At 46.4% G+C, this 26,124-nt stretch carries 28 protein-coding genes and 1 other annotated feature; of the genes, 13 read left to right on the top strand and 15 right to left on the bottom strand.

The annotated features are described in order from the left end of the window. The first annotated feature begins 132 nt into the window (after positions 1-132). Positions 133-1,263 (top strand): alanine dehydrogenase, encoded by a 1,131-nt coding sequence (gene ald, locus KNO96_RS11090; RefSeq protein WP_026824510.1) that lies wholly within the window; start codon positions 133-135, stop codon positions 1,261-1,263. An 88-nt stretch (positions 1,264-1,351) separates the two neighbouring features. Here ald and murB read toward each other — a convergent pair whose 3' ends face one another. Next, a complete protein-coding gene (gene murB, locus KNO96_RS11085; protein ID WP_026824511.1) occupies positions 1,352-2,272 on the bottom strand; it encodes a UDP-N-acetylmuramate dehydrogenase in 921 nt (306 codons plus the stop codon). 154 nt (positions 2,273-2,426) lie between these two features. After that, positions 2,427-3,077, bottom strand: coding sequence for a diacylglycerol/polyprenol kinase family protein (locus tag KNO96_RS11080; RefSeq protein WP_026824512.1), 651 nt, complete (start codon positions 3,075-3,077; stop codon positions 2,427-2,429). Between the two features lie 151 nt (positions 3,078-3,228). On the opposite strand from KNO96_RS11080, the gene KNO96_RS11075 reads away from it, so the two are divergent. Next, positions 3,229-3,852: a DUF1836 domain-containing protein gene (locus tag KNO96_RS11075; protein ID WP_026824513.1), complete on the top strand. Its 624-nt coding sequence runs from the start codon at positions 3,229-3,231 to the stop codon at positions 3,850-3,852. A 61-nt stretch (positions 3,853-3,913) separates the two neighbouring features. On the opposite strand, the gene KNO96_RS11070 is transcribed toward KNO96_RS11075, so the two are convergent. Together KNO96_RS11070 and KNO96_RS11065 are read right to left on the bottom strand one after the other, a co-directional pair. Further along, entirely contained in the window at positions 3,914-4,396 is a 483-nt protein-coding gene (locus KNO96_RS11070; protein WP_026824514.1) for an LURP-one-related family protein, read from the bottom strand. A 217-nt stretch (positions 4,397-4,613) separates the two neighbouring features. Next, on the bottom strand, positions 4,614-5,108 hold the full coding sequence (locus KNO96_RS11065) for a restriction endonuclease (RefSeq protein ID WP_214703724.1): 495 nt from the start codon (positions 5,106-5,108) through the stop codon (positions 4,614-4,616). Positions 5,109-5,235: 127 nt separating this feature from the next. Here KNO96_RS11065 and KNO96_RS11060 point away from each other — a divergent pair, with 127 nt between their 5' ends. Then, complete coding sequence (locus KNO96_RS11060) at positions 5,236-7,410, top strand: PAS domain-containing sensor histidine kinase (RefSeq protein ID WP_051545917.1); 2,175 nt, start codon at positions 5,236-5,238, stop codon at positions 7,408-7,410. Beyond that, complete coding sequence (locus KNO96_RS11055) at positions 7,407-8,477, top strand: SDR family oxidoreductase (RefSeq protein WP_214703722.1); 1,071 nt, start codon at positions 7,407-7,409, stop codon at positions 8,475-8,477. Before KNO96_RS11060 ends, KNO96_RS11055 begins: the two co-directional genes overlap by 4 nt. A 69-nt stretch (positions 8,478-8,546) precedes the next feature. Here KNO96_RS11055 and KNO96_RS11050 read toward each other — a convergent pair whose 3' ends face one another. Further along, positions 8,547-8,870 (bottom strand): hypothetical protein, encoded by a 324-nt coding sequence (locus KNO96_RS11050; RefSeq protein WP_214703720.1) that lies wholly within the window; start codon positions 8,868-8,870, stop codon positions 8,547-8,549. Between the two features lie 141 nt (positions 8,871-9,011). Beyond that, positions 9,012-10,391, bottom strand: coding sequence for a TrkH family potassium uptake protein (locus KNO96_RS11045; RefSeq protein WP_214703718.1), 1,380 nt, complete (start codon positions 10,389-10,391; stop codon positions 9,012-9,014). Between the two features lie 140 nt (positions 10,392-10,531). Between KNO96_RS11045 and KNO96_RS11040 the strand changes: the two genes are divergently transcribed. The 3 genes from KNO96_RS11040 to KNO96_RS11030 all read left to right on the top strand — a co-directional run bounded on the left by KNO96_RS11040 (position 10,532) and on the right by KNO96_RS11030 (position 12,409). Beyond that, a complete protein-coding gene (locus KNO96_RS11040) occupies positions 10,532-10,783 on the top strand; it encodes a hypothetical protein (protein WP_230235447.1) in 252 nt (83 codons plus the stop codon). A gap of 86 nt (positions 10,784-10,869) precedes the next feature. After that, entirely contained in the window at positions 10,870-11,652 is a 783-nt protein-coding gene (gene motA, locus KNO96_RS11035) for a flagellar motor stator protein MotA (RefSeq protein WP_026824519.1), read from the top strand. Then, the gene (locus KNO96_RS11030) at positions 11,630-12,409 is read left to right on the top strand and encodes a flagellar motor protein MotB (protein WP_026824520.1); all 780 of its coding nucleotides are present in this window, start codon (positions 11,630-11,632) and stop codon (positions 12,407-12,409) included. Before motA ends, KNO96_RS11030 begins: the two co-directional genes overlap by 23 nt. 33 nt (positions 12,410-12,442) lie before the next feature. Here the strand turns inward: KNO96_RS11030 and KNO96_RS11025 are convergent, their stop codons facing one another. The 4 genes from KNO96_RS11025 to KNO96_RS11010 all read right to left on the bottom strand — a co-directional run bounded on the left by KNO96_RS11025 (position 12,443) and on the right by KNO96_RS11010 (position 16,362). Then, the gene (locus tag KNO96_RS11025; RefSeq protein WP_214700951.1) at positions 12,443-13,867 is read right to left on the bottom strand and encodes a dihydrolipoyl dehydrogenase family protein; all 1,425 of its coding nucleotides are present in this window, start codon (positions 13,865-13,867) and stop codon (positions 12,443-12,445) included. Further along, the gene (locus KNO96_RS11020) at positions 13,864-14,229 is read right to left on the bottom strand and encodes a DUF1499 domain-containing protein (RefSeq protein ID WP_214703716.1); all 366 of its coding nucleotides are present in this window, start codon (positions 14,227-14,229) and stop codon (positions 13,864-13,866) included. The genes KNO96_RS11025 and KNO96_RS11020 overlap by 4 nt, the downstream gene beginning before the upstream one ends. Positions 14,230-14,293: 64 nt before the next feature. Continuing rightward, a complete protein-coding gene (locus KNO96_RS11015) occupies positions 14,294-15,673 on the bottom strand; it encodes a sensor histidine kinase (RefSeq protein ID WP_214703714.1) in 1,380 nt (459 codons plus the stop codon). After that, the gene (locus KNO96_RS11010) at positions 15,670-16,362 is read right to left on the bottom strand and encodes a response regulator transcription factor (protein WP_026824524.1); all 693 of its coding nucleotides are present in this window, start codon (positions 16,360-16,362) and stop codon (positions 15,670-15,672) included. The genes KNO96_RS11015 and KNO96_RS11010 overlap by 4 nt, the downstream gene beginning before the upstream one ends. Before the next feature lie 125 nt (positions 16,363-16,487). Between KNO96_RS11010 and KNO96_RS11005 the strand changes: the two genes are divergently transcribed. Together KNO96_RS11005 and KNO96_RS11000 are read left to right on the top strand one after the other, a co-directional pair. Next, positions 16,488-17,309 carry a Cof-type HAD-IIB family hydrolase gene (locus tag KNO96_RS11005; RefSeq protein WP_026824525.1) on the top strand — a complete coding sequence of 274 codons (822 nt, stop codon included), beginning with the start codon at positions 16,488-16,490 and terminating at the stop codon, positions 17,307-17,309. 30 nt (positions 17,310-17,339) lie between these two features. Continuing rightward, a complete protein-coding gene (locus tag KNO96_RS11000; RefSeq protein WP_214703712.1) occupies positions 17,340-18,338 on the top strand; it encodes an alpha/beta hydrolase in 999 nt (332 codons plus the stop codon). Positions 18,339-18,387: 49 nt separating this feature from the next. On the opposite strand, the gene KNO96_RS10995 is transcribed toward KNO96_RS11000, so the two are convergent. The 4 genes from KNO96_RS10995 to KNO96_RS10980 all read right to left on the bottom strand — a co-directional run bounded on the left by KNO96_RS10995 (position 18,388) and on the right by KNO96_RS10980 (position 22,273). Continuing rightward, on the bottom strand, positions 18,388-19,947 hold the full coding sequence (locus KNO96_RS10995) for an aromatic amino acid hydroxylase (protein WP_214703704.1): 1,560 nt from the start codon (positions 19,945-19,947) through the stop codon (positions 18,388-18,390). Positions 19,948-19,991: 44 nt separating this feature from the next. Continuing rightward, positions 19,992-20,185: a binding site (T-box leader), on the bottom strand. A 143-nt stretch (positions 20,186-20,328) separates the two neighbouring features. Further along, positions 20,329-21,006 (bottom strand): uracil-DNA glycosylase, encoded by a 678-nt coding sequence (locus KNO96_RS10990; RefSeq protein ID WP_034770695.1) that lies wholly within the window; start codon positions 21,004-21,006, stop codon positions 20,329-20,331. 80 nt (positions 21,007-21,086) lie between these two features. Continuing rightward, entirely contained in the window at positions 21,087-21,722 is a 636-nt protein-coding gene (locus KNO96_RS10985) for an NAD(P)H-dependent oxidoreductase (protein ID WP_026824528.1), read from the bottom strand. A gap of 119 nt (positions 21,723-21,841) precedes the next feature. Continuing rightward, the gene (locus KNO96_RS10980) at positions 21,842-22,273 is read right to left on the bottom strand and encodes a MarR family winged helix-turn-helix transcriptional regulator (RefSeq protein WP_214703702.1); all 432 of its coding nucleotides are present in this window, start codon (positions 22,271-22,273) and stop codon (positions 21,842-21,844) included. Positions 22,274-22,432: 159 nt separating this feature from the next. Here KNO96_RS10980 and KNO96_RS10975 point away from each other — a divergent pair, with 159 nt between their 5' ends. The 3 genes from KNO96_RS10975 to KNO96_RS10965 all read left to right on the top strand — a co-directional run bounded on the left by KNO96_RS10975 (position 22,433) and on the right by KNO96_RS10965 (position 24,402). After that, a complete protein-coding gene (locus tag KNO96_RS10975) occupies positions 22,433-22,807 on the top strand; it encodes a hypothetical protein (protein ID WP_015880488.1) in 375 nt (124 codons plus the stop codon). A 128-nt stretch (positions 22,808-22,935) separates the two neighbouring features. Continuing rightward, positions 22,936-23,820: a diacylglycerol/lipid kinase family protein gene (locus KNO96_RS10970; RefSeq protein WP_214703701.1), complete on the top strand. Its 885-nt coding sequence runs from the start codon at positions 22,936-22,938 to the stop codon at positions 23,818-23,820. Between the two features lie 57 nt (positions 23,821-23,877). After that, entirely contained in the window at positions 23,878-24,402 is a 525-nt protein-coding gene (locus KNO96_RS10965) for a GNAT family N-acetyltransferase (protein ID WP_214703828.1), read from the top strand. Between the two features lie 36 nt (positions 24,403-24,438). On the opposite strand, the gene cbpA is transcribed toward KNO96_RS10965, so the two are convergent. After that, positions 24,439-25,074, bottom strand: coding sequence for a cyclic di-AMP binding protein CbpA (gene cbpA, locus KNO96_RS10960; RefSeq protein ID WP_026824532.1), 636 nt, complete (start codon positions 25,072-25,074; stop codon positions 24,439-24,441). 186 nt (positions 25,075-25,260) lie between these two features. Between cbpA and pdxK the strand changes: the two genes are divergently transcribed. After that, complete coding sequence (gene pdxK / locus KNO96_RS10955; RefSeq protein WP_026824533.1) at positions 25,261-26,085, top strand: pyridoxine/pyridoxal/pyridoxamine kinase; 825 nt, start codon at positions 25,261-25,263, stop codon at positions 26,083-26,085. The last annotated feature ends 39 nt before the right edge of the window (positions 26,086-26,124 follow it).

Genomic DNA, 26,124 nt, shown 5'->3' with positions numbered 1-26,124 from the left:
ACGTTCGCTTTGTGTTTTTTCACAAAGCGAACGTCTTCGTTTTTAGAATCCATGATAAAGACAGCGCTTTCAATTGGATTTATACTAGGGGTGTGAACAATTTGTGTCAACGGAATGAAAGGGGAATGTTCCATGAAAATCGGGGTATTAAAAGAAATTAAAAACAACGAAAATCGGGTGGCATTAACACCGATGGGTTCATTTATGCTAACAGAGCTTGGTCATGACGTAGTCGTCGAAACGAACGCCGGACTCGGTAGTGGATTCACGAATATGGAGTATATCGATGCAGGTGCAACAATCGTCGAAACAGCGAAAGAAGTATGGGAAGGCGTCGAACTCGCACTTAAAGTAAAAGAGCCACAGCCGTCGGAATATCAATATTTCCGTTCTGATTTGACGCTCTTCACGTATTTACACCTCGCGGCGGAGCCAGAGTTAACGAAAGCGCTCGTCGATTCAGGTATAACAGCAATTGCGTATGAGACAGTAGAGGTCGATCGGACGTTACCACTTCTCACACCAATGAGTGAAGTGGCAGGTCGGATGGCTGCCCAAATCGGAGCACAAATCCTTGAAAAACCTCACGGTGGGAAAGGAATTTTAATGTCAGGATTACCAGGCGTGCCTCGTGCGAATGTTACCGTCATCGGGGGCGGTGTCGTCGGAACGAACGCGGCCCGCATCGCAATCGGTCTCGGCGCAAGCGTTACGCTGATGGACATTAGCCCTGCTCGTCTTCGTCAAATCGATGACTTGTTTGGAAATACCATCAACACGTTAATCTCAAATAAATATAATATCGCCAAACGAGTGGCCGAGAGTGACCTCGTCATCGGGGCTGTCCTCATTCCAGGAGCGAAAGCACCTAAGCTTGTCACAGAAGAAATGGTACAACGAATGTCACCAGGCTCTGTCATCGTAGACGTCGCGATCGACCAAGGAGGCATTTGTGAGACAATCGACCACATCACCACGCATGATGCACCAACGTATGAACGTTATGGTGTACAGCATTATGCCGTTGCTAACATGCCGGGAGCAGTACCACGCACATCAACAATGGGTCTGACGAACGCGACGATGCCATATATCATTGAATGTGCACAAAAAGGCGTATTCCAAGCACTTCTTGAAAATGGTTCACTTCTCAAAGGCTTAAACGTCATCAAAGGGACTGTCACATATGAAGCGGTCGCTCGTGATCTGGAATATCCGTTCGTTCCTGCTCATGAAGCGGTCGCAAAACAAACACAAGCATAAATCTAAGGCAACGAGATGCCCGTTCTCGTTGCTTTTTTGTTATAAATGAAAGAAGGAATCGAACGAAGTCGTCCGATTCCTTCTTTCATTATGCATTCTCAACGGTGATGTCTTCCCCGATAATTTTCACTTCCGGTTCTAACTCCACTTCGAACTTTTCTTTGACGGTCGTTTGGACGTGACGAATGAGCGAGATGTACTCTGTCGCTGTCGCCTCGTCAATATTGACGATAAATCCGGCGTGCTTGAGCGATACTTCTGCTCCTCCGATTCGCTTACCCTGTAGACCTGATTCCTGAATCAACTTGCCGGCAAAATAGCCAGGTGGGCGTTTAAATACACTTCCGCATGAAGGATACTCCAGCGGTTGCTTCGATTCACGTTTATATGTCAAATCGTCCATCACTTCTTTGATCACTTCGTAGTTCTTCGGTTCGAGTTCGAACGTCGCTTCTAATACGATCAATCCCTCTTTAGATACACGACTCGTCCGGTAATCAAGTTCCAGTTCGTTTTTTGACAAATGAAGTACTTGGCCTTCCGGTGTCAATACCGTCGCAGACGTAATGACGTCTTTCGTCTCTCCTCCGTATGCACCAGCATTCATATAGACCGCACCACCGACCGTTCCAGGAATACCACAAGCAAACTCAAGACCAGACAAGCTCTCTGCAAGCGCTTGACGAGAAACATCGATAATCGCTGCTCCAGCTTGTGCAATCATTTGATCGCCATCACGACGAATCGTGTTTAATTCATTCAAATTTAAAACAATTCCGCGGATTCCCCCATCCCGCACAATCAAGTTTGAACCGAACCCAAGAACCATAAATGGCATCGCTTCCTGATGGGCTAGTTCTAAAACGGCCTGTACTTCTTCGTACGTATGTGGTGCTACGAAGTAATCTGCCTTTCCACCTAGTTTTGTATACGTGTGCGCCGACAATGGCTCGTCTTGAAGGACGCGCTCGGTCGGAATGATACTTTGAAGTTGCTGTAAAAAGCTCATGCGTTCACTCAATCCTTTACGTTCTATTTAATCAGTGTTCGGTCCCATTTCATTCATCCCGAGCACGTCCCTGAATGGTTTCAGTACGAAACACAGTATACAAATGATTACCGGGCGTGACAAGCAACGTTTTTCTTACAAATTAGCAATTAGTTTATAACAATAGTGATGTGGCCATAGCAACTACAATGGGGATTGTAAAGTTATCCCAATCTCGATACGATATCGCTTCTGTCAGCGTTGCAATGATGGAAATAATAAACCCATAAGTTACCACTTGCCACATCACGATATCATTCCACAAAAACAATAAAAATAAGACCGCATATGAACTAAGGAACATCGCGACACTTCCTTGGAAGGAACGCTTTTGGCCGTATAAGTCATAAGTGATTGTGCCGTATTTTCGTCCGATGAGTGCAGCCATTCCGTCTCCCCATGCGAGAACGAGTGAACCGGCTAAAAAAGCAATCGGCTCTGACTCAAAGAAAAAATAGAGGATAACGAGTAACGCGATTGGATAATAAACTGTCCCGAGCGACTTTCTTTCCGTTTGATGTACCGGCGATGGACTTTTGTATAACAAGATCGCGTTCGCAAAGGTAAAAAAGATAAGCGGGACTGCCGCAACGTACCATGACTCTAATAACCAAATCGCTAAAAGAGACCAGTGCCCGACTGCGATATGTACACTTTTTCGAATTGTTTCATCTGTCCATCCAAGACGTTTCCCAACTTGTTCGAGTCCTACGAGAAATACGAGGACGACCACGATCGAAAGAATTGAACTAATCCATTCATTCATTGCTTGACCACCTTTATGTACAGAGTGTATATGATACCGTCATTATACCTTAATCGGTGCCCATCCTAGCTTACTTTTCAAACATTTGGTAGAATGAGGTCAAATGACTGTATAGCCAACGTACGATGTTGGCGATAGAAAGGGTGGCCGTATGCGCGACGCAACTTCAATTCAAACTTTGGCAGATTGCCTTCATTTTATGCAGGTCGGAGAAATCGAGCGAGCCATCGCCCTCTTCCCCGAGGACGTACGTGAGCACTTTCCAAAAGAGCTTCGAAAAATCCACTTGTTTCATATTGAAAAGAACGGCTTATCAATCAACCAAATCGTCGCACTTGCGAACGCATTGACCGGAGAACATCTCTCCGCGACGACAATTCAAAACTGGACGAAGCGTGAAGTCCGGAAAATCATCGGTGTCCCACGAATCGGTAAAAAGTATTCCTTGCATCAAGCGGCAATCATTTATCTCCTTGATGACTTGAAACACCTTTTTTCACTGGAAGAGACGAGTTCCTTGTTGGCGCTCATCTTCAACAACCCTGACCGGGACGAAGACGACTTCATCACCCCGATTGATTTCTATCGTCTGTATGCGGAATATGCGAAGTCCACAAGCCCGATCGATCTTCTCGATACGCGGGCAAAACGTTCACTTGAAAAGACGAAATATACCCATCCGAATATCGTCCACGTTTTGAAGCTCTGTCTATACGCACATCGGGTGACGACACTCGAACTCGAGGCGAAGCACTATTTAAACCGCTTCATTTGATGAAGCGGTTTTGTCGTGGCATCAAAAAAGCACCGGTCCCCTCGACCGGTGCTCGTCATTTTTATGAGACAGATACTGCAAGCGGCATCCGCGATTTAACCGTTAACGTCTTTAAAACAGAAAGAAGTTCGAACATGGATAGTTGGTCTGCTTCTTTCGTTAGGCAGAACGTATCATTTTCTTGTTTCCGTAGTTCGGCGACAAGCTTACCTGCTTTGTCTCGGACACTGAACTTATGACGTTCCACATCGTATTGAATCGTGAAGAGTCCGCGTTCATAGACATTGTACTCACACTTTTTCCCGAATAACGAGAACTTATCTTTCAATTGACCGATCGCCTGCCCGTCATGGTTCATCACGACCCATTTTTGGCAGTTCGGAATATACTTCCCGTGAGCGATCTGTCGTCCAGACAAATTGTGTACTTGGACGCTGCCTTCCGCGTCGCGGTGAACAGATCCGATCGCATCATTTGTCTCATCATAAATGGTCGCCTCACCTTGCGTAAAGACACAACCTTTTACATAAATTAATTTGCGCACCGCTTTTTCCTCCTAGCACGTTCCAACCGTGTTTTTTTTATGTGTACGGTCGGGTATTTCTTAAAACCCCAATCGTTTCTCTGTGTAGTTTTTATCTCGTTTCAATTACTACATATTTCATATGACGAAGATGATTATTGCATCGTTTAACGAAAAAGACAACCCCTTTTTTTCGACATTATTCCGGATTCTGTCGAACTTGTGAACAGGCCTATTCTTATCGCTTATATCCCGCTTCTTTTAAGAGTTCTTCAAGTTCCATTCTTGCAATCAAACGAACTTGATTTGGTGACGCTAATTCATACGCACCGTCCGTATAAGTCGAGTTCGTCACGACCCATCCTTCATGAGCTTGATAGTACGGGACTGCCGCCGCAATTTGTTGAACCGCTTCAAGTCCGACCACCTTTTCATATCGTTTCGCTTGTATCGCGATCGTCCATCCATCAGGTGTCTTCAGTAACAAGTCAGCTCCAAAGTCTCGGGATGCAGGTGTCACGGTGACCGTGTAACCGAGTGCTGTGAACACTTCTTCTAAAAATAGTTCAAACTCTCGACCGTCCATGCGATCGATTCGATCAATCGTCGACAACCGAATCTTCCAAACAAACCACCCGATTCCAAGCAGGAGAAGCAAAATACTGCTCCAAAGTGGTGCCTCGAACCACCATAAACCAATGGCACCGATGATACTAATGAGTAATCCAATCATCCCCATCTTTCCTTTCTGAGTCTTCTCTCTCACTTTACCGTTTCGAGGGCAGGAAATGAAAGGGGGATATGTCGAATGATATAAAAGATATGCTCGTCTGACACCGACGAAGGAGGGATGATCGTTCATGGAGAATCACGCCAATCTCCAAAGTAAGTTACTACATGCACTACCTTATGGGGTTGCTTTAATACAGAAAGATGGAACAATCGTCCAAGCAAACCGCCCATTTCTAGAGCAATTTCCAGAGAATCTGCAGACTCGTGCTAACCTTTTCCATATGGTCAACCAGTCGCCGATTACGATGGAATTGTCTCGTCGCATGGAACAAGGGCTTCCTTGGATGTATGAACTACCGACGATGCGTGTGCACGCTAACCCTTGGGAAGATAATTACATCCTCTCCATCGAACCCCTCCCTCACGATACACGCGTGACGATTCAGCATAACGCCTTTGAGGCAATGATGCACACAGAGCTCGATATGGCGATGATTATGACGGATGCGAATCTGTTAATCACTCGATTTAATCAAGGGGCAACAGAACTGTTCGGCTATGCACCCCATGAAGTGCTCTATGAAATGACTCCGTTCGCTCTATTTGAATCGAGAGAGTTGAGCGAAAAGCGCTCCGCGTATCAGGACGAAATGGAACAGCTGCTTTCTTTTGAACAAATGCTGCGCCTTGCTCTCGACAAAGGAGACCGGGAGTGGAAGTTTCAATGTAAGGACCGGACACATTTCATCGGAAAACTATTCATGCATCCGGTGTACGAGCAAGAGCAACTCATCGGCTTTTTTTTCTTTGTATTCGATGTGAGCCCGGAGATTGAATTAAAACGAGAGCTGCGTTATAAAGAACAACGCTATCGTATGTTTGCCGAATCCGTCATCGAAGCCGTCCTGTTTCATGAGGATGGGATGATTCTCGATGCGAACAAGGCAGCTGAATCTATATTCAAAATCCCTGCCGAACAGATGGTCGGCCGCCAAACCATCGAGTTCATCGCAGAAGGATACCGGGCTGACGTACTGAGACGCATTCGGAACCATATTCAAACCCCTTATGAAGTGATTGGACGGCGAGAAGATGGGACATTCTTAGAAATGGAAGTATATCCGAAAGAAGTGACGTATCAAGGTCAAACGTTACGGGTAGCCGTCATGCGTGACATCAGTGACCGTAAAAAAGTAGAGCGTATGCTCGAACGTGAAAAAAATGCAATCGCCCGTCAACGGGATGTCATTCAATCCATTTTGCAAGCGTCGAATGAAGCATTCGTCTTAACCGAATCGAACGGGAGTGTCTTGTTCATGAACGTCCACGCGCGACGACTCATGGATTTACCTGGAATCGCTCCGAATAAAATTCAAGAACGTATCCCGCTCCTCTCTACGTTCCGTCCACGTGATCGAAGCGAAATGTTACGCAAGATGGACCAACTTCTCGACGGAACGGCTCAAGAGGTGTCGATGCGCTTCTCCATCCCACAGCCGAGCGACCGGGATGAAGAATATTACGAGATGTACGGGACAATTATGGATACGAAGCGGCAATTCGGTATGGATAGTGGCTTCTTATTCGTGTTCCGGAACCGGACTGAAGAAGAACGAATGGATCAGATTAAAAATGAATTAGTGAGTACGGTCTCACATGAACTCAGAACACCACTCTCCTCGTTGTCAGGGTACATCGAATTGATGCTCGCACGTGATTTGACACCTGAAAAACGAGAACGGTTCTTGAAGACGATGGCGAAGGAGGCCAAACGGCTGACTGCTTTACTAAACGATTTTTTGGACATTCAACGCATGGAGGATGGGCATCAGGAATATAAACAAGATCATTTTTCTTTGAATAAACTCGTCTTAGAAGTGATTGAACGCTTCCGTGAAACGAATGACCACGCTATCCATTTCGACAATGCCGATAATGACATGCTGTTGATTGCTGACCGAAACCGGATTGAACAGGTACTTGTCAACTTGATTTCAAATGCCATCAAGTATTCGCCGAACGAACAAGAAATCGAAGTACGAATCCGACAAGACCACAACCAGGCTCATGTATCCATTCGGGACTTCGGAATCGGTATTCCTGAGCACGCTTTCGAGAAATTATTTACAAAGTTCTACCGGGTCGACAATTCGGATACACGTAAAATCGGCGGGACCGGTCTCGGTCTTTCCATTTGTAAAGAAATTATCGAATCACACGGCGGAAGCATTGAAGTAGAATCGAGTATCGGAAAAGGATCAACTTTTACATTCACATTAGACTTAGCGGAGGAAACGTCATGAACAATTATGCCTTTACCGGATTCCCTGGATTTTTAGCAGGAAAATTAATTGAACACCTCGCTTCGTTACCTCACCAAATCGGAACGATCTATGCGCTACACCTTCCGAACCAACAGCGTGAAGCGGAAGAACTACGGGATACGTTGCTGTCCATGACATCCCTCGAGCCTCGTCAGCTCGTCTTAGTGGAGGCGGATATCACGTTGCCTGAAGTGATTCTTGATCCGATTATGCGGTCCGTCATCGAGCGAGACGTGCATTACGTCTTTCACCTTGCTGCTGCCTACGACCTAAGCATTCCTTATGATACCGGTTATCGTGTCAATATCCTCGGAACGAAACATGTAACGGCGTTCGCCAAGCGCTCGAAACAATTAAAGCGTTACGTATACTTCAGTACAGCCTATATCGCTGGACATCGTCGGGGAACGGTCTATGAAAACGAGTTATGGCATCGGGCACAGTTTAAAAATCATTATGAAGCGACTAAATACGAAGCAGAAGCGCTCGTCTCACGTGAGATGGGAATCATGCCAATCACCATCATTCGGCCTGGTATCGTGATTGGCCATAGTCGAACAGGAGAAACGAAAAAGTTTGACGGTGTCTATTTCGTACTGAAGTTGATGGCTCAACTCCAGCAGATGCGACCATTGCCTTATATCGGTCGAGCAAACGTCGAGGTGAATCTCGTTCCTTATGATTACGTAGTGGAAGCGACCGCCTTCTTGGCACACTCGCCAGAAGGAATGAAACGAACGTTCCATCTGACAGACCCCTTCCCACACGGGGCGCGAGAAGTGTATCGTATGTTGCATGAGACGATGTTCCAACGTCCGCCTCGAGGAACGGTCCCTCACGCTGTTGCGGACGTCGCATTCACGACCTGGAAGAATGCCGCACAACTCGATGTCCCTCATGAACTATTGGAGTACTTCAAGCATCCCGTTCATTTTGACACGACACAAACGATCCGTGCGCTCGACGGGACCGGCATCGTCTGTCCAGATTTACAAGATTATCTACCGGAGATCGTCCGTTATTTCATGACACACAAAAAGCCCTGAGGTGTCAGGGCTTCAACTATGACTGGAACCAAAAGAACAAGTGTACACTGTGAACGAGCGTACACTTGTTTAGTTCTCATCCGCGTGGTTACGAGACACTGCTTGATCATGTAGCAGACGTTCGAGGACGAGGATATACACCAACGAAACGAGGAGCCCCACGATGCCAGGGAGAACCGCAACGATGGCATCTTCCAAATACGCTGTGGGAATCAGGTAGATCAATAGCGACTTCACACCGTACATCAACATCAATGAGGAGAACAACACAAGCGTCACCGCTCGTTTCGACACACCCCCGAAAAATGATCGTCCTGTCTCCTCTCCTTTTGTCATACCGAGCCAAGATAACAGGCCATAACCCTCCTTTGTCAATCTAAATCGATTTTGCATTCACGAGCCCATTATATACCAATGATTTAATCGGATGAAGGCTGTCAAAAAACGTTGTCACCTCCTGACTATTCTAAATCTAAAAAAAGTTGCAACCCCATTCACAAGGATTGCAACCTACTCTTATATACGGACCATCGTTCACCCAATCAAAATCTTCTCTTTCGGATAGCGAATCTTCCGGTCGGCTTGACGTGCGACGGTAAAGAGAATCGTCAGCGATCCGACACGTCCGAGAAGCATCATGAACATAATCAGACCTTTTCCAGCATCGTTCAATTCCGCGGTGATTCCTAGCGATAATCCCACCGTCCCGAATGCCGAGACTGTCTCAAATAAAATGGCACTCGCTGGAATGTGACCGTTCGTCAAAATAACAAGTGTCGTGATTATAAGAATAAAAAAGAAACTCGAAATTGCAACGACGTATGCTTTTTTTATTTGAAACGCATCAATCGTCCGTTCCATAATAACCGTTTCTTTTTTTCCTGCGATGAACGCCCACATATCCGCGAAGATGACTGCAAGTGTCGTCACTTTAATCCCAGACCCAGTCGACGCTGCACCAGCCCCGATATACATGAGAATCAAAATTAAGCCGATTGATACAGGCGCCATCGTGGCGATATCGATTGTATTGAAACCGGCTGTTCGCGTCGTCACGGCTTGAAAGAATGTCACATGTAGCGCCTCACCGAACGATCGTCCATACAAAGCACCTTCGTTCGATACCCATTCAAACATCATTAGCATGAACCAAGCGATCCCATTGATGACAAGCAGAGATAGAATCATGATTTTCGAATGAAGTGCGAGGCGTTTCCACCCTCTTACTTCTGTCGCGTCGGCAATGGTCGTAAAGCCGAGACCACCAACCATGATCATGAGTGCAATCGTTACAACAATCGCCGTGTTCTGTTCAAACGACATCAGGCTATCCGGAAATAATGCGAACCCTGCATTGTTAAAGGCAGAAACAGCATGGAAAAAACCGTAGTGTAGCGCTGAGATGAAAGAATAATTTTCTGTACTATAAAGTTCAAACGTTAAAAATAACATCCCGATGAATTGCACAATTACAGTCGTAAAAATAATGTTTCTTACAAGTCGTACCGTTCCACCCGGTCCTGCTAAGTTTAATGATTCCTGTAAAATTATTCGTTGTTTCAATCCGATTTTCTTACCCAATACGCTCAAGAGCATTAATGCGATTGTCATAAAGCCGAGACCACCGATTTGAATAAGAGCAACAATGACTAATTCCCCGAATGTATTGAAAGATGTTCCAATATCAACCGTAGATAACCCCGTCACAGTTCCCGCAGAAGTCGCGATGAATAGGCAATCAATCCAAGAAACAGGCTCATCTTGGGCAAATGGCATATATAAAAGAGTTGCCCCAATAAAAATCGCAAGTAAGAAGCCACCCGCAATGAAACGAGCAGGTTTTTCAAATACGATTCGATAGAGTGACTCGACTCGCTTTAAGCGCAACTCACGCGCTGACAATCTATGCCGCATCACGACATCTCCTTCTCTTCTATTATTCTAAGCCCCATGTTACTCCTCGCCTCAATAAATGCCAACAAGAAAATGTATCTCTAACGCTCCTCACGATTTTTTGGTATTATGAGAGATAGACTTTAAGATTGTTGAGGAGGTTGAATGAAACCGTGGACCCTAGTACGGTAGATCATTCGATAGAGGATGTCTCACGAAGGTTGGAGCGCCAATCACAATGTATGCCCGCCCACCTTTATTTTCAGCTAGAAGAGTTACTCAATTGGTCACTCGAGCAAGAAGTCGTGAATCAATTGTACGCATTGTTAAAAAAATACGACGTATTAACCGATATAGAGCGTGAAGAACGAAATATCAGCATTCAAATGCTGATAGATGAAAACGGCGCTTAATCATCGGGAACGCATGTTGCGGGAGACGAGTAGCGTCTCTCGCTTTTTTTGTCCTGATTTATTTCGGAAAGGTGGAAAACAAAGACATGGATGTCGTCACGTTAGTCGGACTCATACTCGGGTTCCTCACCCTCGTCGGTGGAATGATATTAAAAGGAGCAGGTGTTGCGCCGCTGATCAACCCAGCCGCACTGGTTATCATTTTTGTCGGTACAGCCGCAGCGGTCAGTATTGCCGTATCGAAAGAGCAGCTGCAGAACGTCCCCAAACTGTTTAAAATCTTGTTCAAAAAACAAGAACTCCCAAGTAAATCCGGATTGCTCACGCAATTCGTCGACTTGTCGACGCAAGCTCGGAAAGAGGGCCTCTTATCACTCGAAACGGCGCTCGAACAAGTCGAAGAACCGTTTTTACGTCAAGGCATGATGATGGTCATCGACGGTCAGCCTTCTGAATATATTGCGGAAGTCATGTCACGTGACATCGAAAACATGGAACAACGCCATAAAGCGAACTCCGACATTTTTACCCAAGCCGGGACATACGCCCCGACACTCGGGGTACTCGGAGCCGTTATCGGATTGATTGCAGCTTTAAAAGATTTATCGGATATTGAAAAGCTCGGCCATGCCATTTCAGCAGCATTCGTGGCAACATTATTCGGAATTTTCACCGGATACGTGCTCTGGTTCCCATTTGCGAATAAACTCAAGCAGTATTCAAAGAGTGAAGTCATCATCAAGGAAATGATGATTGAAGGGATTTTATCGATTCAAAGCGGTGAATCTCCAAAAACGTTAGAAGATAAACTGTCTGTGTATTTGTCTCCAAAGGAGCGAGCTGACTATGAAGCGCAAAAAGAAGCATGATCATGAAGAACACATTCCGGAAGGATGGCTGATTCCTTACGCCGATTTGTTGACCCTCCTGCTTGCGCTTTTCATCGTGTTATTTGCATCGAGCAATGTCGACCAGACAAAGCTTGAGAAAATGTCACAGTCTTTCAACCAAGTATTCTCAGGAGGCGTCAGCGTCTTTCAGGCTTCGACCGCCTCAAACAGTGATATCAGTCGGACGGATAAAACCGATACGACCGCCAACCCACGCACATACGAGCTAGCTCAGCTTGATGAGTTGAAAGAAGATGTGAATCAATACATTAAAAAGAATGGGCTTGAAAGCCAAATCAAAGCGACCATCAACTCGAGTGGTCTGGTCTTGACGATTCAAGATCGTGCCCTCTTCAACTTAGGAGAGGCGACACTCGATACGGATGCTCGGAACGTTGCTCAAAACATCAGTCAGATTTTAGAGAAAGCTGGAAAACGAGAAATTGTCGTTTCCGGCCATACTGATAACATCCCAATCAACACAGCACGTTTCCCGTCAAACTGGGAACTCAGTTCGGCTCGTGCGACAGCGTTCATGCGTGGCCTTTTAGCAAATGACGCCTTGAACCCGGCTCAGTTCACACTGGCAAGTTACGGTGAATTTAAACCAATCGCGACGAACGACACAGAAGAAGGTCGCTCGAAAAATCGACGCGTCGAAGTGCTAATTAAACCACTCGTCGACCTTTCCGAAGGCGAACCAAAGATGATTGAAACCATCACCCTACCTGACTAAAAATCACCCACTCGTTTGAGTGGGTGATTTGTGTTATTGCATCAATTTAAAGTAGCGTCTTGCAAGTTCTGTGAGCGGACTTTCAAACAAGCGTTTCCGCCAATAAAGATCCGTGACTTTCTTCACAGCCTCACTTCGCGACGGATATGGATAAATCATCCTAGACAACTTCCCGATCTTATCGCCACGTTGCATCGCATAGACGACGATTTGCATCCAATCGCCTGCCGATTCACCGACCGCATGCGCACCGATAATCTTTCCATTTTTCTTCGTAATGACTTTGACAAAACCAGCCTCTTGCCGCTCAGCGATAAAGCGATCAACTTCGGACAGTTTCGCTTCATACGTCTCGATGTCATCGCCGTAATGCTCGCGCGCCTCCTGCTCTGTCATGCCAACATGAAACACTTCAGGGTCTGTGAACGTAATCCACGGTAGCTTACTATAGTCGACCTTGTTCCATAACCCAAACAGTGCGTTCGCGACAACCGCCTTCCCTTCTTCGCCGGCCGCATGTGTGAACGGCAGCGTCTTGATTGTATCCCCAATCGCAAAGATATGTGATTGTGACGTTCGATACGAAGATGAGACGTCGATATACCCTTTCGTCACTTGAACGTTTGCCCGGTCGAGACGAAGCGCATCAATCCGTGGAACGCGACCTGTCGCCATGAGCAATTTGTCCGCCTCATATTCAATCGTTTCACCATCTACTTCTGTCGTGACACGGACTCGTCCATCGATTTCATCGACTCGTTTCACCTTCACGCCGATTTTTAAGCGCATCGCCATCTCAAGTTGGGATTTTAAATACGTTGAGACGTCTTTGTCTTCTTTCGGAAGGAAGTCTTCCTGCGCCTCGAGCACCGTGACTTGAGAGCCGAGTCGAACGAATGATTGAGCCAGCTCGAGTCCGACCGTTCCGGCACCGATGACAATCAAACTCTCTGGAAGCGTCTCTTCTTCAAAGACGGTTTCATTTGTTAAGTATGGGACTTGATCTAGTCCATCGATGGGAGGGACTGTTGGTTTCGACCCCGTCGAGATAACAAATTTTTTCCCGATCAATAAATCGTTCCCCACCTTTAGTTCATGCGGACTTTGGAACGAGGCTTCTCCAATATAGACGTCCACGCCAATCTTTTCAAAGCGTTCTGTCCCGTCATGGTCTTGAATGATAGCACGTGCCTTGTCGACTCGTGCCTTAGACATTTGGTAATGCTCTCTTCCATTGAACTCTGTTCCGAGGACACGCGCCGCCCGCATCATCGCATTTGCTTCTTTTGATGCGGCAATCAGCGCCTTAGATGGTACACATCCAACATGTAGACAGTCTCCACCTAAGTGTTTGTTCTTTTCAACAAGCGCTACTTTCACACCTAAATTTGCAGCACCCGCGGCCACCGTCATTCCAGCGGCACCACCACCGATGACTATCAACTGATAATCCTTCATCGAATCAACCTCCGATATTGTTCACTCACATTTTCCATCCGTTTTCGATTCACGCCGAGGTCTGAATAGCCGACACGGGATGCGGACCTAAACTCGATTTGTTGAGTCGCATCATCAAATAGAAAATCGACATCATCTTTAAATCGCATCACTTTCGAAGTCACCACATAATGAAGACTATCGTCTGTTTCTTTCACCAGTTCGGCCCGAGACAATTGATTCATTGCCATCTTGATTGCTTCAACCGATTGCTCGCGACTGCCCGCATATGGCAATGGAGACATACGCAATTCCTCAATCGAGGTTTGTGTCGAAACGGCGTTCGGACTTCCTTTTAACGGCTTCAAGGATTGATTTGCCATCATAAAAACCTCCCTCATTCTACATACATCTATATGTAGCCTGAATTCGGGAGGTTTAACCCTTTTAATGTAGTTCGCTCGGATCGAGCGGTAATAAAACGGTCACGGTCGTCCCGTGTCCAATCTCACTCTCGATGACCAGTTTTCCTTCGTGTGCCTCGATCAATTCCTTCGAAATCGCAAGTCCGAGACCGCTACTGCCTTCCGTCACTTGAGCTTGATAAAACATTTCTGTGATGCGCTGTAAGTGCTCACGAGAAATACCAGGACCTTCATCGATGATCGAGATGAAGGCGACGCGTTCTGATTGAACGAAACGAATCGTCAATGTCCCACCGTCTGGTGAGAAGCGAATCGCGTTCTCGAGAATGTTTAAAAACACTTGCTTCAATCGGTTCTCATCAAAAAGTCCGATCGACTTTTGAGGATACCGTTCAACGAGCGTGATGTCTTTGTCTTCGAGTGACTGCTTTAACTGCAACGTCACTTTTCGCAACAAGGAAACTAAATCCAGTTCCTGACGATACAAGACCAATCGACTCTCTTCGATTTTTGTATAATCAAGTAACTGTTCCACAAGACCAATCATACGCTCCGTTTCGGAATGGATGATGCTCAAACCAAGCTCTGTTTCTTCAGACAGTTTCTCATCGCCTCCCCGAATCGTCTCGGTCCATCCTTTGATCGATGTGAGAGGTGTTCGAAGCTCATGTGAGACACTCGAGAGAAATTCGTTCCGTGTCGATTGATGTTGTTGCACTTTCGCACCCAAATACGTGAGGGTTCGAGCCAATGCCCCTAGCTCATGTTTCTCATTCGATTCAACCGATACATCGAAGTCGCCCTGAGCCATCTCATCAGCGGTTTCAATAATTTGACGAATCGGTCTGACGAAGCGATCGGCAATCCGAATGACGGTGTACAGAGCAAGTAACCAGATCAAGACACCAATTATGGCGACCGTCATCCAAATTTCGCGAATGAGCGTATCCAAATCTTCAAGTGGGCGCGTGAAACTAATGGCAAACTCTGACGTATCATTTGTCACAATTGGGCTCGTGACAGACAGATAGTGCTCTTCACCGACATCATAGTCTTGTACGACCGATTCACCTCGTGCAAGCTCTTGTAATTGTTCTTGAGAAAAAGAGGCCTGTCTAGTCCGTTGACCGGTCGTTTTGACAATCGAACCGCTCCGGTCGACAATCGTCAAATCGGTTCCTGGATATCCGAATGTTCGGACGAGGACAGAGAACGCACTAGGCGTCTCAAACCCGACTTGGGCTTGAGGATATAGATATGCACTTGTTGTCGCATGACTCAGTAACGCTTCTGACTCATACTCGTAATAGTATCGATATGTCCCGTAAGACAAGACGCTGACGAGCAGAAGTAAGACGATCGTCACGACAATCATCATGCGAATGACTAACTGTTGTTTCATGCCTCATGTCTCCGCCATTTATATCCGTGACCCCATAACGTCTCAATATAGATCGGATGACTCGGATCGTCTTCGATTTTTTGACGCAGGCGTCGAATATTGACATCGACCGTTTTTCGATCGCCGAAGTAATTGACCCCCCATACCGCGTCGAGTAACGCATCGCGTGACAAGACGATCTCTTCATTTTGAACGAGATGACAAATCAAGTCGTACTCTGTTGGTGTTAAATCAATAGATTGTCCGTACTTTGTCACTTGCTTCGCTGCAAGGTCGATTGCGAACGGTCCCGACTTCAAGCGTTTCGAGTCTTTTCGTTTCACTTTCTCGACTCGGCGCAATAATGCTTGAATGCGCGCGACCAACTCACCTGGACTAAACGGTTTAGCGATGTAATCGTCTGCTCCTTTTCCGAGTCCTTCAATTTTATCTTCTTCGAGCGTTCGTGCCGTCAACATGATGATTCCGACGTTTTCATCAATATCCCGAATAGCGGCACATGCTTCGAATCCATCCATTTCTGGCATCATGACATCTAACAAAACAACGTCAAACGGTTCACGATCAAACGCGGTAACCGCTTCACGACCGTTTGTTGCCTCGAACACATCGAATCCAGCTCGTTTTAAGTTGACAATAATGAAGCTGCGAATCGCATGTTCATCCTCAGCTACTAAAATTCGATTCATATTTCCACCTCTTCTAGAGTTCACTTCTCTACATTATAGTTACGTTTTTGCGACAAGGTTGTCAATTGACCTTAAAAAGGTTTAGGATTGTATCATTAGATTCTGAAGGAGGACCCCCTACTACTATGAGTTACAAGATGATTGTATTAGATATGGATGATACGCTCTTCACGAGCGACCATACGATTTCCCCGAAGACAAAAGAAGCACTTCTCGATGCGCAGGCACGCGGCTATAAAGTCGTACTGGCGAGCGGACGACCTACGTTTGCGATGTGGGAGGCAGCCCGCGAATTGGAGCTCGCGAAATACGGAAGCTTCATCTTATCGTTCAACGGTGCCTCGGTCATTAATTGTGCGACAAATGAAGAGATTTTCTCAAGTACGCTCCAACCGGACACGGTCGCCCATCTCCATGATATCAGTGAACGGGAAGGAATCGCGATTCATACGTACGTCGGTAACGAAATCGTAACCGATCGTCCGAACTCTTATACGGATATCGAAGGTGAATTGACGGGCATGCCTGTCGTACATGTCGACAACTTTAAAGAAGCTGTGACGGCTCCGGTCGTCAAATGTTTGATGCTCGCGGATGGTGACACGCTCGCTCCGATTGAAACGAAGCTACAAGAAGAGTTGGCCGGAAAACTAGCCGTCGCTCGTTCAAAACCATTCTTCTTAGAGTTCACAGAAGCCGGTGTCACAAAAGGCACAAGCCTCGCCTTACTAGCCAATCAACTCGGTATCGCACAAGACGAAGTGATCGCTTGCGGTGACGGAAACAATGATTTGACGATGATTGAATGGGCAGGTCTAGGCGTTGCGATGGGTAACGCTAACACGACAGTCAAAGGGAAAGCGGACTTCATTACGAAGTCAAACAATGAAGACGGCATCGCTCATGTCATCGAGACATATATGACGGACGTATTCGTCACGCAATAAGCTTCTGATTGTAGAAAGGGAGGAAGTAAGATGAATAAAGGGTTGAAACGTGCTGGAGTCGGATTGATTGGAACAGCAGTCGCAGGAGCGGCTTATGTGTTACTTTCTCCTAAACCAGCGACACGTTTAATCAAAACTTCGTTCGCAGGGGGGAACGAAGTGGAGATGAAAGAATTTGAGGAAGTCGTTCAAAAAACGTCTGTCCGAAAAGACATCGACTACTTGTCTTCTTATGACAATGGAATGTTTGATTTGATTCGTTATGAAGGAAACGGACGAACTGTGCCGACGATTTTTTGGGTGCATGGTGGATCATTCGTCGGCGGAGATAAATCGGATGTGTTAAAATACGCCACTTCGATTGCGAGTAACGGCTACAACGTCGTCAGTATCAATTACGCACTCGCACCTGACGTGATGTACCCGACCCCGCTCAAACAAATCGAAGAAGCGTACTCGTTCATTGCTGAGAACAATGACCGCTTCCGTCTCGATTTAGACCGCGTCTTCTTTGCAGGTGATTCGAATGGTGGACAGCTCGCCGCACAGTTTGTCGGAATCCAGTTGAATGACGACTATTCGCCTTCTGCTGAAGTGGGACAAGTCGTACCAAAATCCTCAATCCTCGGTGCCATCCTCTTGTCTGCACCGCTCGACTTGAAGCGCACATGGCTCGAATCATCGAAATCTGTGAACCGCTTCTTGTTCAAACGAATCGGATGGGCATACTTCGGCACATACAATTGGGAAACTCTCCCGGTCGTTGCTGAAGCGTCGCCACTCGTCAATGTACCGGCCACATTCGTCCCAACGTTTATCGCGGACGGAAATGACCATTCCTTTGAGGATCAGGCCAAGGAATTTGCAACGATTCTTTCAGGACGTACGGATGTCACGACTGTCTTTTATGATCGGAATGAGCACGAGCTCGGTCATAACTATTACTTCGAAATGGACCGCCCAGCGGCTAACTCTACGTATCGCCGTTTGATTACGTTCTTACGCGAAGCGACAAATCAATCTGTATAATGCACAAGAGGCAACGTTCTCCTACTATGGAAAACGTCGCCTCTTTTCGTTAGCGCAATAGTTCGAACGCACGACCAATCAATTCATTACGGGATGAAGAGGTATGACGCAATGCTTCAAGACGTTCAATCAATGTCTGTTTCAGTCCTTCGTCATTCACCAGTTCCAGACACTCAATGTGTAATAACCAGGCGTCAGGGTGGTTCGTTAAAATCTCTGGGATGAGACCATCAATCGATTCTCCCCGCTCACGCATGAGATGAATTCGATTGAACATCGGGTCATCGTTCGTCCATACACGTTCATCTCGCTCGATGATCACGGGTTTTTCGATGATCATCAGCTCGTCTACCGTCGTTCCTGGGAAAATCGATGGAAGCGAGTCGACACGTACCTCGAGTGAGTCGAGAGGAATCGTCCGTCCTTCTAACTGAACGTTCACGTCTTGGAGCAGATCAGATGCACAGGCTTGACGAACGGTCGTCCCGTCCTCGAGGAGATCATCGCGGTCTAGCGCAGATTCCGTATCATGGACAATGAGGAGTCCATAACGCTCTCGTTTCGTTAACTGACCACTTTTTACAATGGTGCATTCATCCCATTGAATGAGCGTATGTTCTTTCGACTCCGTCATGTGGCGAACGATGCCGACACGTTCTGATCCGTCTTCGAGTCGAATCGTCGACTGACTTCCCGACGCCAACGCTTTCGCCACGGATTCAATTCCACCTTTTCGAATCGCCATTCTTCCTTCTAGTTCATCTAAGACAGAAGAGAGTGTCTCAAAGTTTGGAATAACGAACAGCTCTTTTTGCATGTTTGTCACGTCCTGCTTCGTCTGTAGCGCGTGCTCTAAGTCGAATGGATGTTTGACGACCGCATCCGTCAGACAGTGACGGCTCTCTCCGACAGAGGACAAGAGACCTGCCCCGTAAATCATCGGACGCTCGAGGTCACCAATCAATCCAAATTCAACAGTCCACCAAAAGATTCGTGCGACTTGTTGTGCCTCTGAGAAGCCAGTCACTTGCGCTTTCGCCTCATGGACGGCTTTTTCCGCCGCCTCGATGTCTTGTTCGGTCGAATTGGCATTTTCCTTCACAATCGTCAAGCGTTTCAATGCTGCGAATGAGGCATGCTCTTCTCGGTTCATGAACGCCTTGGCCCCTAATTGACCGAAGCGTTTAACGATTTCCGAAAACGTCGGGTCCATCAACATCGGCGCATGTCCTGCAGCCTCATGAATGATGTCAGGCGCTGGACTGTATAAAATATTCTCGACTTTCCGAATGTCTGTCGCGACCGGCAGCATCCCATTTCCTTGGAAGTCAAAAAAGGCAACACCGGGGATGAGTCCATCCACTGCGACCGTCGACCATCCTGCCGTCTGCATCTCATCCGTCATCAGTTCGACGTTCGGCAATCGGTCCGGTCCCATTCCCGTCCGTTTCAATCCTTCGATGTAAAACGGATGCGCCTTCCCTTCTAACGTATGCAAGTTCAACCGCAACACGAAACGCCAAACGGCGTGATCCGTTGGTGTGTATTCATTGTAGAACTGCGGTGAAATATGTGGGGCTAGGTGTTTTGAAATCGATTGTGTCAACATGTGAAGTCCTCCTTTGAAATCAAAAAATCCCTATCGATTGAATCGATAGGGACGACAAAGCCGCGGTACCACCCTAGTTACTAGAGAATATCTAGTCACTTGATCCGATAACGGGGGACCGCTCAATCACGAGAGCTCGGGAACTGTAATTCGATTCATCTTTTGGGCGTGTTCGCAGCACCACACGCTCTCTGGGCCATGGAAGATGTCTCTACTTCGGTTCTTTCTTCGCTTTTCTTACATATTCAATTCTTTATCTTTTATACAGTTATGCTGTTATGCATATATGCTTTTAAGTGCTAAAGTGACGTCTTGTTAGTTACTGTACCAAAGCTAAACAAAGGCGTCAACAAAAAACAGCCTACGAATTTTCGCAGACTGTCAGAGACACCACTCAATCGGGGGTTTTCCCCACTCATTCAATGCATCGTTTACTTGGGAGAATGGCTTAGAGCCGAAGAATCCACGATGGGATGACAACGGACTTGGATGTACCGACGTGAGCACTTTATGTTGGTCTCCAATCCATTTCATTTTCTTCTTCGCATCATTTCCCCACAAAATGAATACGATTGGTTCCTCACGACTCCCGAGCCGCTCAATGATGGAGTCAGTGAACTGTTCCCACCCTTTTCCACGGTGAGAGCCCGCCTTCCCCGCTTCAACCGTCAGTGCCGTATTTAAGAGAAGGACCCCTTGTTTCGCCCATTTCTCAAGATTGCCACTCTTCGGGAGGTCACATCCAACGTCATCTTTTAGTTCTTGAAAGATGTTTCGTAGAGACGGTGGGAAACGTACCCCGTCCTGCACCGAAAAACTGAGTCCATGCGCTTGATTCGGTCCGTGGTACGGATCTTGCCCTAAAATGACGCACTTCACCTCACTGAATTTCGTGTAAATAAATGCGTTCCAAATGTCTTCTCGGGTCGGGTAAACGATCGTTTCTTCATAAGCTTGGTCGACGAATTGCCTCAACTGTTGAAAATAGGGCTGTTTCATTTCCTCTTGGATGATATCCGTCCAATCTCCAAGCAGTCGACTCGATAACTGATCTGCCATTGCATACTCCCCTTTCCCTTTGTATCATACCCAAAATAATTGCATACAAAAAGACGAGTCGATCGACTCGTCCTTCAAGGTTATACCGTTACTGCGCCTGCTACTTCTTTTGCAAGTGCTTCTGCTTTCGCTTTCGCGTCCGCCACAATCTCTTCGATTTTGTCTGGGTATTGGTTCATCCCTTCAACCGCTACCGTTGTGACTTCAGATACACCGACAAACGCGAGCGCTTGACGGAGGTACGCGTCCGCAAAGTTGAGGTCCGTTCCTGTGTAGATTCCACCCGTTCCTTGGATGTGAATCGCTTGTTTGTTTTCAAGCAAGCCGACAGGTCCTTGCTCTGTGTAACGGAACGTTTTGCCCGCCATAAGGACGCTATCGAGGAACATTTTCATACGCGCTGGGAAGAAGAAGTTCCACATTGGTGTCGCGAATACGTAGAGATCCGCTTCCATGAATGTCTCGAGCATGCTACTCATCGTTCCTACTTTTTTCGCTTCCACGTCAGTAAGTGCTTCACCTGACGCGAATTTGCCCCATGCGCTAAGCACATCTCCATCGATTTCTTGTACATCGACATCGTAGAGTTCAATTGCTTCTACTTCGATTGATTCGTTTTCAGCCTTAAGTGTCGATACGAATGTTTCTGCAACTTGCTTGCTGTATGAAAGTTCAGCTGGTTTCGGGTTAGCCGATACATATAATACTTTAGTCATCGTGTAATCCTCCATTTGTGTAATCTATACTTTTTCAATAACAGTTAGAACTATATCATCTGTATATCTCATCGTCAATTATTTTAATTTCAAGATATTATGTAAAAAAGCAACGGGCTTTATTTGCCCGCTGCGTTATAACCGACTCGTTTTAATAACGTAATCAATTGTTCCGTCTCTTCATCACTTAACGGTCCATATATATCTTTGAAGATTTCAATATGTTGCGGATAGACGACGTCCATGAGCGTATGTCCATCGTCTGTCAACGAGGCGTACGTGACGCGACGGTCAGACGGACAGGCGATTCGTTCAATCAGCCCTCGCTTCTCCAACTTGTCGATGACGTATGTCACACTACCGCTCGTAATCAAAATCTGATCCCCAATTTGTTGTAGCGGGGTGTCTCCTCGTTTATACAGTACGGATAAAACACCGAACTCTGTTGAATTTAACTGGTGGCGTCGTAAATCTTCTTTCACACGATCACTGATGGCATCCATCGTCCGCGCAAGAACGACCCACGCCTTCAATTCAAGGGATTCAATCATGTCGGTTTCACCTCAATTCGTTCATCATATATCACTAGTATAGCAGGACTTATGAAGTATAAGCCGGGAAAAATTCTTCGTCAAGGAACTTCTTCATTGTCGCCTATGTCGGAAACGTTTAGAATGGTAGTATTGTGATTTTAAGAAGGGGTGGACCGTATGCGTGAGTATTACGAAATTTCATTGACGATTAAACGGGAGTTTTTGCATGCTGTCATCGATTTGTTGAATCGGGAAGGCATCGCACCGGACTATGCGCTCGAAAAAGAAGGTGCGGTCTTTTTGTTATTCAATCATTTACCTTGGCCAAACGTGACCCGTGAACCGCATGCCGTGGAACGTTTCTTGTTGACGTTGAAACGATCGGACTATTTATTCGTCAAAACGAAACGTAAATCACCGGTCCCCGATCATGAACCGGTCGCGTGTATGGGTGCCCTCGTCTCTCCGTTCAATGAACATTTACGGATTGAGCTCGCGGTCGATGAGTCTGAAGCGAGTCATTTAGATATGTCCGCATTTCGTCATTACTAAACAAAATGATAATCCCCCATGACGGTTAGACCGAAACAACTAGCCGAAATGGGGATTTTTTTAGGAGTAGCTGTTTTCTTTGACGGGAATAAAGGACAGTATTCGAATGAAAAAGGAGACATGTTGGAATGGACACAGTCATGTTAATCGTCAATCCATCCTCAGGAAAAGAGTTAGGGGAACAACATGCGACACATGCCGAAGAGGTGTTGCGCGAACGATATGGACACGTCGATGTCCGATTCACTGAAAAGGAACAGGATGCGACGGACTTCGCACGTGAAGCAGCAGAAAAGCACTACCAGGCCGTCATTGCGATGGGTGGGGACGGAACCTTGAACGAAGCGGTAACCGGCCTGGCCGAAGCCACTCATCGACCTGACTTCGGCATCATCCCACTCGGTACGGTCAACGACCTCGCCCGTGCACTCGGTGTCCCAAGCAATCCTAAAAAAGCGATCGAGGCACTTCGTGATGCCAAACCGACGCCGATGGATATCGGAAAATATGAGAACGGTTATTTCATGAACGTCATCGCCATCGGCCTCATTGCCGAAGCGGTCGACGAAGTAAGTGTGGAAGAAAAAACAAAATGGGGACCGTTCGCCTACTTGATTGAAGGAATTAAAGCCTTCAGAGAACATAGCCCATATGAACTGATGGTTGAGAGTGAGGACGGACAATTTGATAATAAGGCATATCTCGCCGTCATCGCTTTGACGAACTCAGTCGGAGGTTTTGAAAATTTCGAACCGGATGCGCGACTCAACGATGGGCTTCTTCATGTCTATATTTTTGAAGAACTTCGTCTAAAAGATGCCCTTCAATTAACACCCGCCCTATTCACAGGAAAACTGAAGGAGACCGACAGCGTCACATCATTTTGTACGAAATGTGTGAAAGTAAGCTCGCCTGATGCCCTTCCGGTAAACGCAGATGGAGACACAGGCGGTGCGTTGCCGCTAACATTTGAGATTTTACCGAGCCATTTAAACGTATTGAAGCCGGTCTAAGAGCAGGACTTTTATCAATGGAACCGAATGTTTTTAAGCGAGAAAGGAGAATGACCTATTAATATCTCGCTCGTTCCACTTACAACAGCAACCGACGACATCGTCAATACGTTCAATCGTTGGAATAACGACCCACAAATCGTACATCTCATTCGACCGAGCCGCTATGAAGAAGATTTGACCGCCCATTATGAGATGACAGTTGATGATTTAGAAGAACGGCTCTTAACGCATGACATTTTTCTCATCTATGCAGATGACCATCTCGTTGGAGAAATGAACGTTATGTATGACCCGCCTCACTTGTATCGTCAACAACCCGGTACGGCATGGCTCGGTTTCGTCATCGGTGAATCCATCGGTCGAGGGAAAGGCGTTGGTACGGAAGCTCTTCGTTTGTTAGAAGAGATATTGCGAGCCAAACAAACGCCTCGTATGGAACTCGGCGTATTTGCCTTCAACCATGCGGCCCATCGTCTCTATTCAAAATGTGGCTATCAAGAAATTGGACGGATCGAGCATTTCACCTATTGGGATGATCAATTTTGGGCCGATATTCGTATGGAGAAACGCTTTGACTAAAAAAATCCTCCCACTTGATGTGGAAGGATTTTTTACTTAATTATTCAAATTTTCGACTTCGACGATGCGGAAGCCTTTTTGTTCGAGCTTAGAGACTACTTTGTTCTTCTTATCTTCATCGCAATCAGGTGGCAGCGTCACGAGCACCCGACGCACTACCTTACTTTTCGCATCGAGTGTCATCAGGCTCGCAATCGATGTGTACTTGTTCACGACTTTCGTGATTTTTTCGAGCGCCCCCGCTTGTTCACTCAAGGCAATCGTCAAGACGTAGCTTCCTGTGTCACGACTCCACGCCTCTTCGAGCATGCCGAGCATCTTACCGTGTGGCAAAATTCCATAAAACTCGTTGCTTTCATCTTTTAATACCGCAATGTACGGCAATTCTTTGATGGAGAAGAATACTTCGAAGAACCCATCGGATTCATGAACGTATTTTTGCGTATTTTTAATAAGTGTCATCACATTATCATCCATGTTTTCCCCGTTCATTCCATGACGATAAATATGCATTTTATAAATGTTACCGCGGAAAAATGTTCCCGTCTCGTCTAAAACAGGTACACAGCGATACCCTGTTTCTTCAAGCGTATGAAGCGCTTCCCGCAATGTTGCCTTTTCACTGATGGTGACAACATCTTTCTTTGGGATACATAAGCTATGCACTAACATGCGTTTTCCTCCTAGCCAATAATAAAGTGGTCTACACCCTATTCATTATTATTCCCCAAATATGATGAATATCCTGCATGTTTTTTCTGAAAAGTTATGAACACTTCTTTTAATCCTTGAATTTGTCGGAATTCGAAAAAGTCGTTATAGTGAAACTATCCAAACAGACAAAGGGGATGAACGATTATGACGATGAAAAAAGCATTGACGATCGCCGGTTCTGATACGAGTGGCGGCGCGGGTATCCAAGCCGATCTCAAAACGATGGAAGAACTCGGTGTGTATGGCATGACAGCCTTGACTGTCATTGTGGCACAAGATCCACATAACGCATGGAACCATGAAGTCTTTCCAATCGATACGACATTGATTGAAAAGCAAATCGATACGGTTCTCGCTGGAATCGGAGTCGACGCGGTGAAGACAGGTATGCTCCCGACACCTGAAATCATTGAACTCGCTGCGCGTAAAATTAAAGAGTATGGCATCAAGAATGCGGTCGTCGACCCAGTCATGGCATGTAAAGGTGCCGATGAAATTCTTGATCCGAACGTTGCGGTCGCAATGCGGAAACACCTCGTGCCGGTCGCAAAAATCATCACACCGAACTTATTCGAGGCGCGTATGCTCGCTGGCCTCGACAAAACACCATCGACGATGGACGAAATCAAAGAAGCAGCTCGTTTAATCCATGAGCTCGGCGCGGAAATCGTCATCGTTAAAGTCGGCGGCAAACTCGGATTCGACACAGCGTTTGACGTCTTATACGACGGAAATGAATTCCGTCTACTTGAAAGTGAAAAAATTAAGCCTGCATTCACACATGGTGGCGGGTGTACGTTCTCTTCTGCCATCGCAGCTTCTCTCGCAAACGGTCATACGGTCGATGAAGCAATCGAAATCGGCAAAGAGTTTATCACAGAAGCAGTTCGTCACTCATTCCGTCTAAACCAATACGTTGGACCGACGAACCATACAGGGTACCGCAAAAAAGTAGCTGCACAATCGTAAAAAGATGACCCGGAACCGCGTGTTTCGGGTCATCCTTTC

Source organism: Exiguobacterium sp. s89, assembly GCF_018617735.1.
Taxonomy (GTDB): domain Bacteria; phylum Bacillota; class Bacilli; order Exiguobacteriales; family Exiguobacteriaceae; genus Exiguobacterium; species Exiguobacterium marinum.
This window is presented reverse-complemented; position numbering and strand designations above follow the sequence as displayed.

What these genes read in the sequence shown, in the direction of transcription:
- ald (WP_026824510.1), top strand. Translation starts at nt 133, where the DNA reads ATGAAAATCGGGGTATTAAAAGAAATTAAAAACAACGAAAATCGGGTG.
- murB (WP_026824511.1), bottom strand. Translation starts at nt 2,272, where the DNA reads ATGAGCTTTTTACAGCAACTTCAAAGTATCATTCCGACCGAGCGCGTC.
- KNO96_RS11080 (WP_026824512.1), bottom strand. Translation starts at nt 3,077, where the DNA reads ATGAATGAATGGATTAGTTCAATTCTTTCGATCGTGGTCGTCCTCGTA.
- KNO96_RS11075 (WP_026824513.1), top strand. Translation starts at nt 3,229, where the DNA reads ATGCGCGACGCAACTTCAATTCAAACTTTGGCAGATTGCCTTCATTTT.
- KNO96_RS11065 (WP_214703724.1), bottom strand. Translation starts at nt 5,108, where the DNA reads ATGATTGGATTACTCATTAGTATCATCGGTGCCATTGGTTTATGGTGG.
- KNO96_RS11060 (WP_051545917.1), top strand. Translation starts at nt 5,236, where the DNA reads ATGGAGAATCACGCCAATCTCCAAAGTAAGTTACTACATGCACTACCT.
- KNO96_RS11055 (WP_214703722.1), top strand. Translation starts at nt 7,407, where the DNA reads ATGAACAATTATGCCTTTACCGGATTCCCTGGATTTTTAGCAGGAAAA.
- KNO96_RS11050 (WP_214703720.1), bottom strand. Translation starts at nt 8,870, where the DNA reads ATGCAAAATCGATTTAGATTGACAAAGGAGGGTTATGGCCTGTTATCT.
- KNO96_RS11045 (WP_214703718.1), bottom strand. Translation starts at nt 10,391, where the DNA reads ATGCGGCATAGATTGTCAGCGCGTGAGTTGCGCTTAAAGCGAGTCGAG.
- motA (WP_026824519.1), top strand. Translation starts at nt 10,870, where the DNA reads ATGGATGTCGTCACGTTAGTCGGACTCATACTCGGGTTCCTCACCCTC.
- KNO96_RS11030 (WP_026824520.1), top strand. Translation starts at nt 11,630, where the DNA reads ATGAAGCGCAAAAAGAAGCATGATCATGAAGAACACATTCCGGAAGGA.
- KNO96_RS11025 (WP_214700951.1), bottom strand. Translation starts at nt 13,867, where the DNA reads ATGAAGGATTATCAGTTGATAGTCATCGGTGGTGGTGCCGCTGGAATG.
- KNO96_RS11020 (WP_214703716.1), bottom strand. Translation starts at nt 14,229, where the DNA reads ATGGCAAATCAATCCTTGAAGCCGTTAAAAGGAAGTCCGAACGCCGTT.
- KNO96_RS11015 (WP_214703714.1), bottom strand. Translation starts at nt 15,673, where the DNA reads ATGAAACAACAGTTAGTCATTCGCATGATGATTGTCGTGACGATCGTC.
- KNO96_RS11010 (WP_026824524.1), bottom strand. Translation starts at nt 16,362, where the DNA reads ATGAATCGAATTTTAGTAGCTGAGGATGAACATGCGATTCGCAGCTTC.
- KNO96_RS11005 (WP_026824525.1), top strand. Translation starts at nt 16,488, where the DNA reads ATGAGTTACAAGATGATTGTATTAGATATGGATGATACGCTCTTCACG.
- KNO96_RS11000 (WP_214703712.1), top strand. Translation starts at nt 17,340, where the DNA reads ATGAATAAAGGGTTGAAACGTGCTGGAGTCGGATTGATTGGAACAGCA.
- KNO96_RS10995 (WP_214703704.1), bottom strand. Translation starts at nt 19,947, where the DNA reads ATGTTGACACAATCGATTTCAAAACACCTAGCCCCACATATTTCACCG.
- KNO96_RS10990 (WP_034770695.1), bottom strand. Translation starts at nt 21,006, where the DNA reads ATGGCAGATCAGTTATCGAGTCGACTGCTTGGAGATTGGACGGATATC.
- KNO96_RS10985 (WP_026824528.1), bottom strand. Translation starts at nt 21,722, where the DNA reads ATGACTAAAGTATTATATGTATCGGCTAACCCGAAACCAGCTGAACTT.
- KNO96_RS10980 (WP_214703702.1), bottom strand. Translation starts at nt 22,273, where the DNA reads ATGATTGAATCCCTTGAATTGAAGGCGTGGGTCGTTCTTGCGCGGACG.
- KNO96_RS10975 (WP_015880488.1), top strand. Translation starts at nt 22,433, where the DNA reads ATGCGTGAGTATTACGAAATTTCATTGACGATTAAACGGGAGTTTTTG.
- KNO96_RS10970 (WP_214703701.1), top strand. Translation starts at nt 22,936, where the DNA reads ATGGACACAGTCATGTTAATCGTCAATCCATCCTCAGGAAAAGAGTTA.
- cbpA (WP_026824532.1), bottom strand. Translation starts at nt 25,074, where the DNA reads ATGTTAGTGCATAGCTTATGTATCCCAAAGAAAGATGTTGTCACCATC.
- pdxK (WP_026824533.1), top strand. Translation starts at nt 25,261, where the DNA reads ATGACGATGAAAAAAGCATTGACGATCGCCGGTTCTGATACGAGTGGC.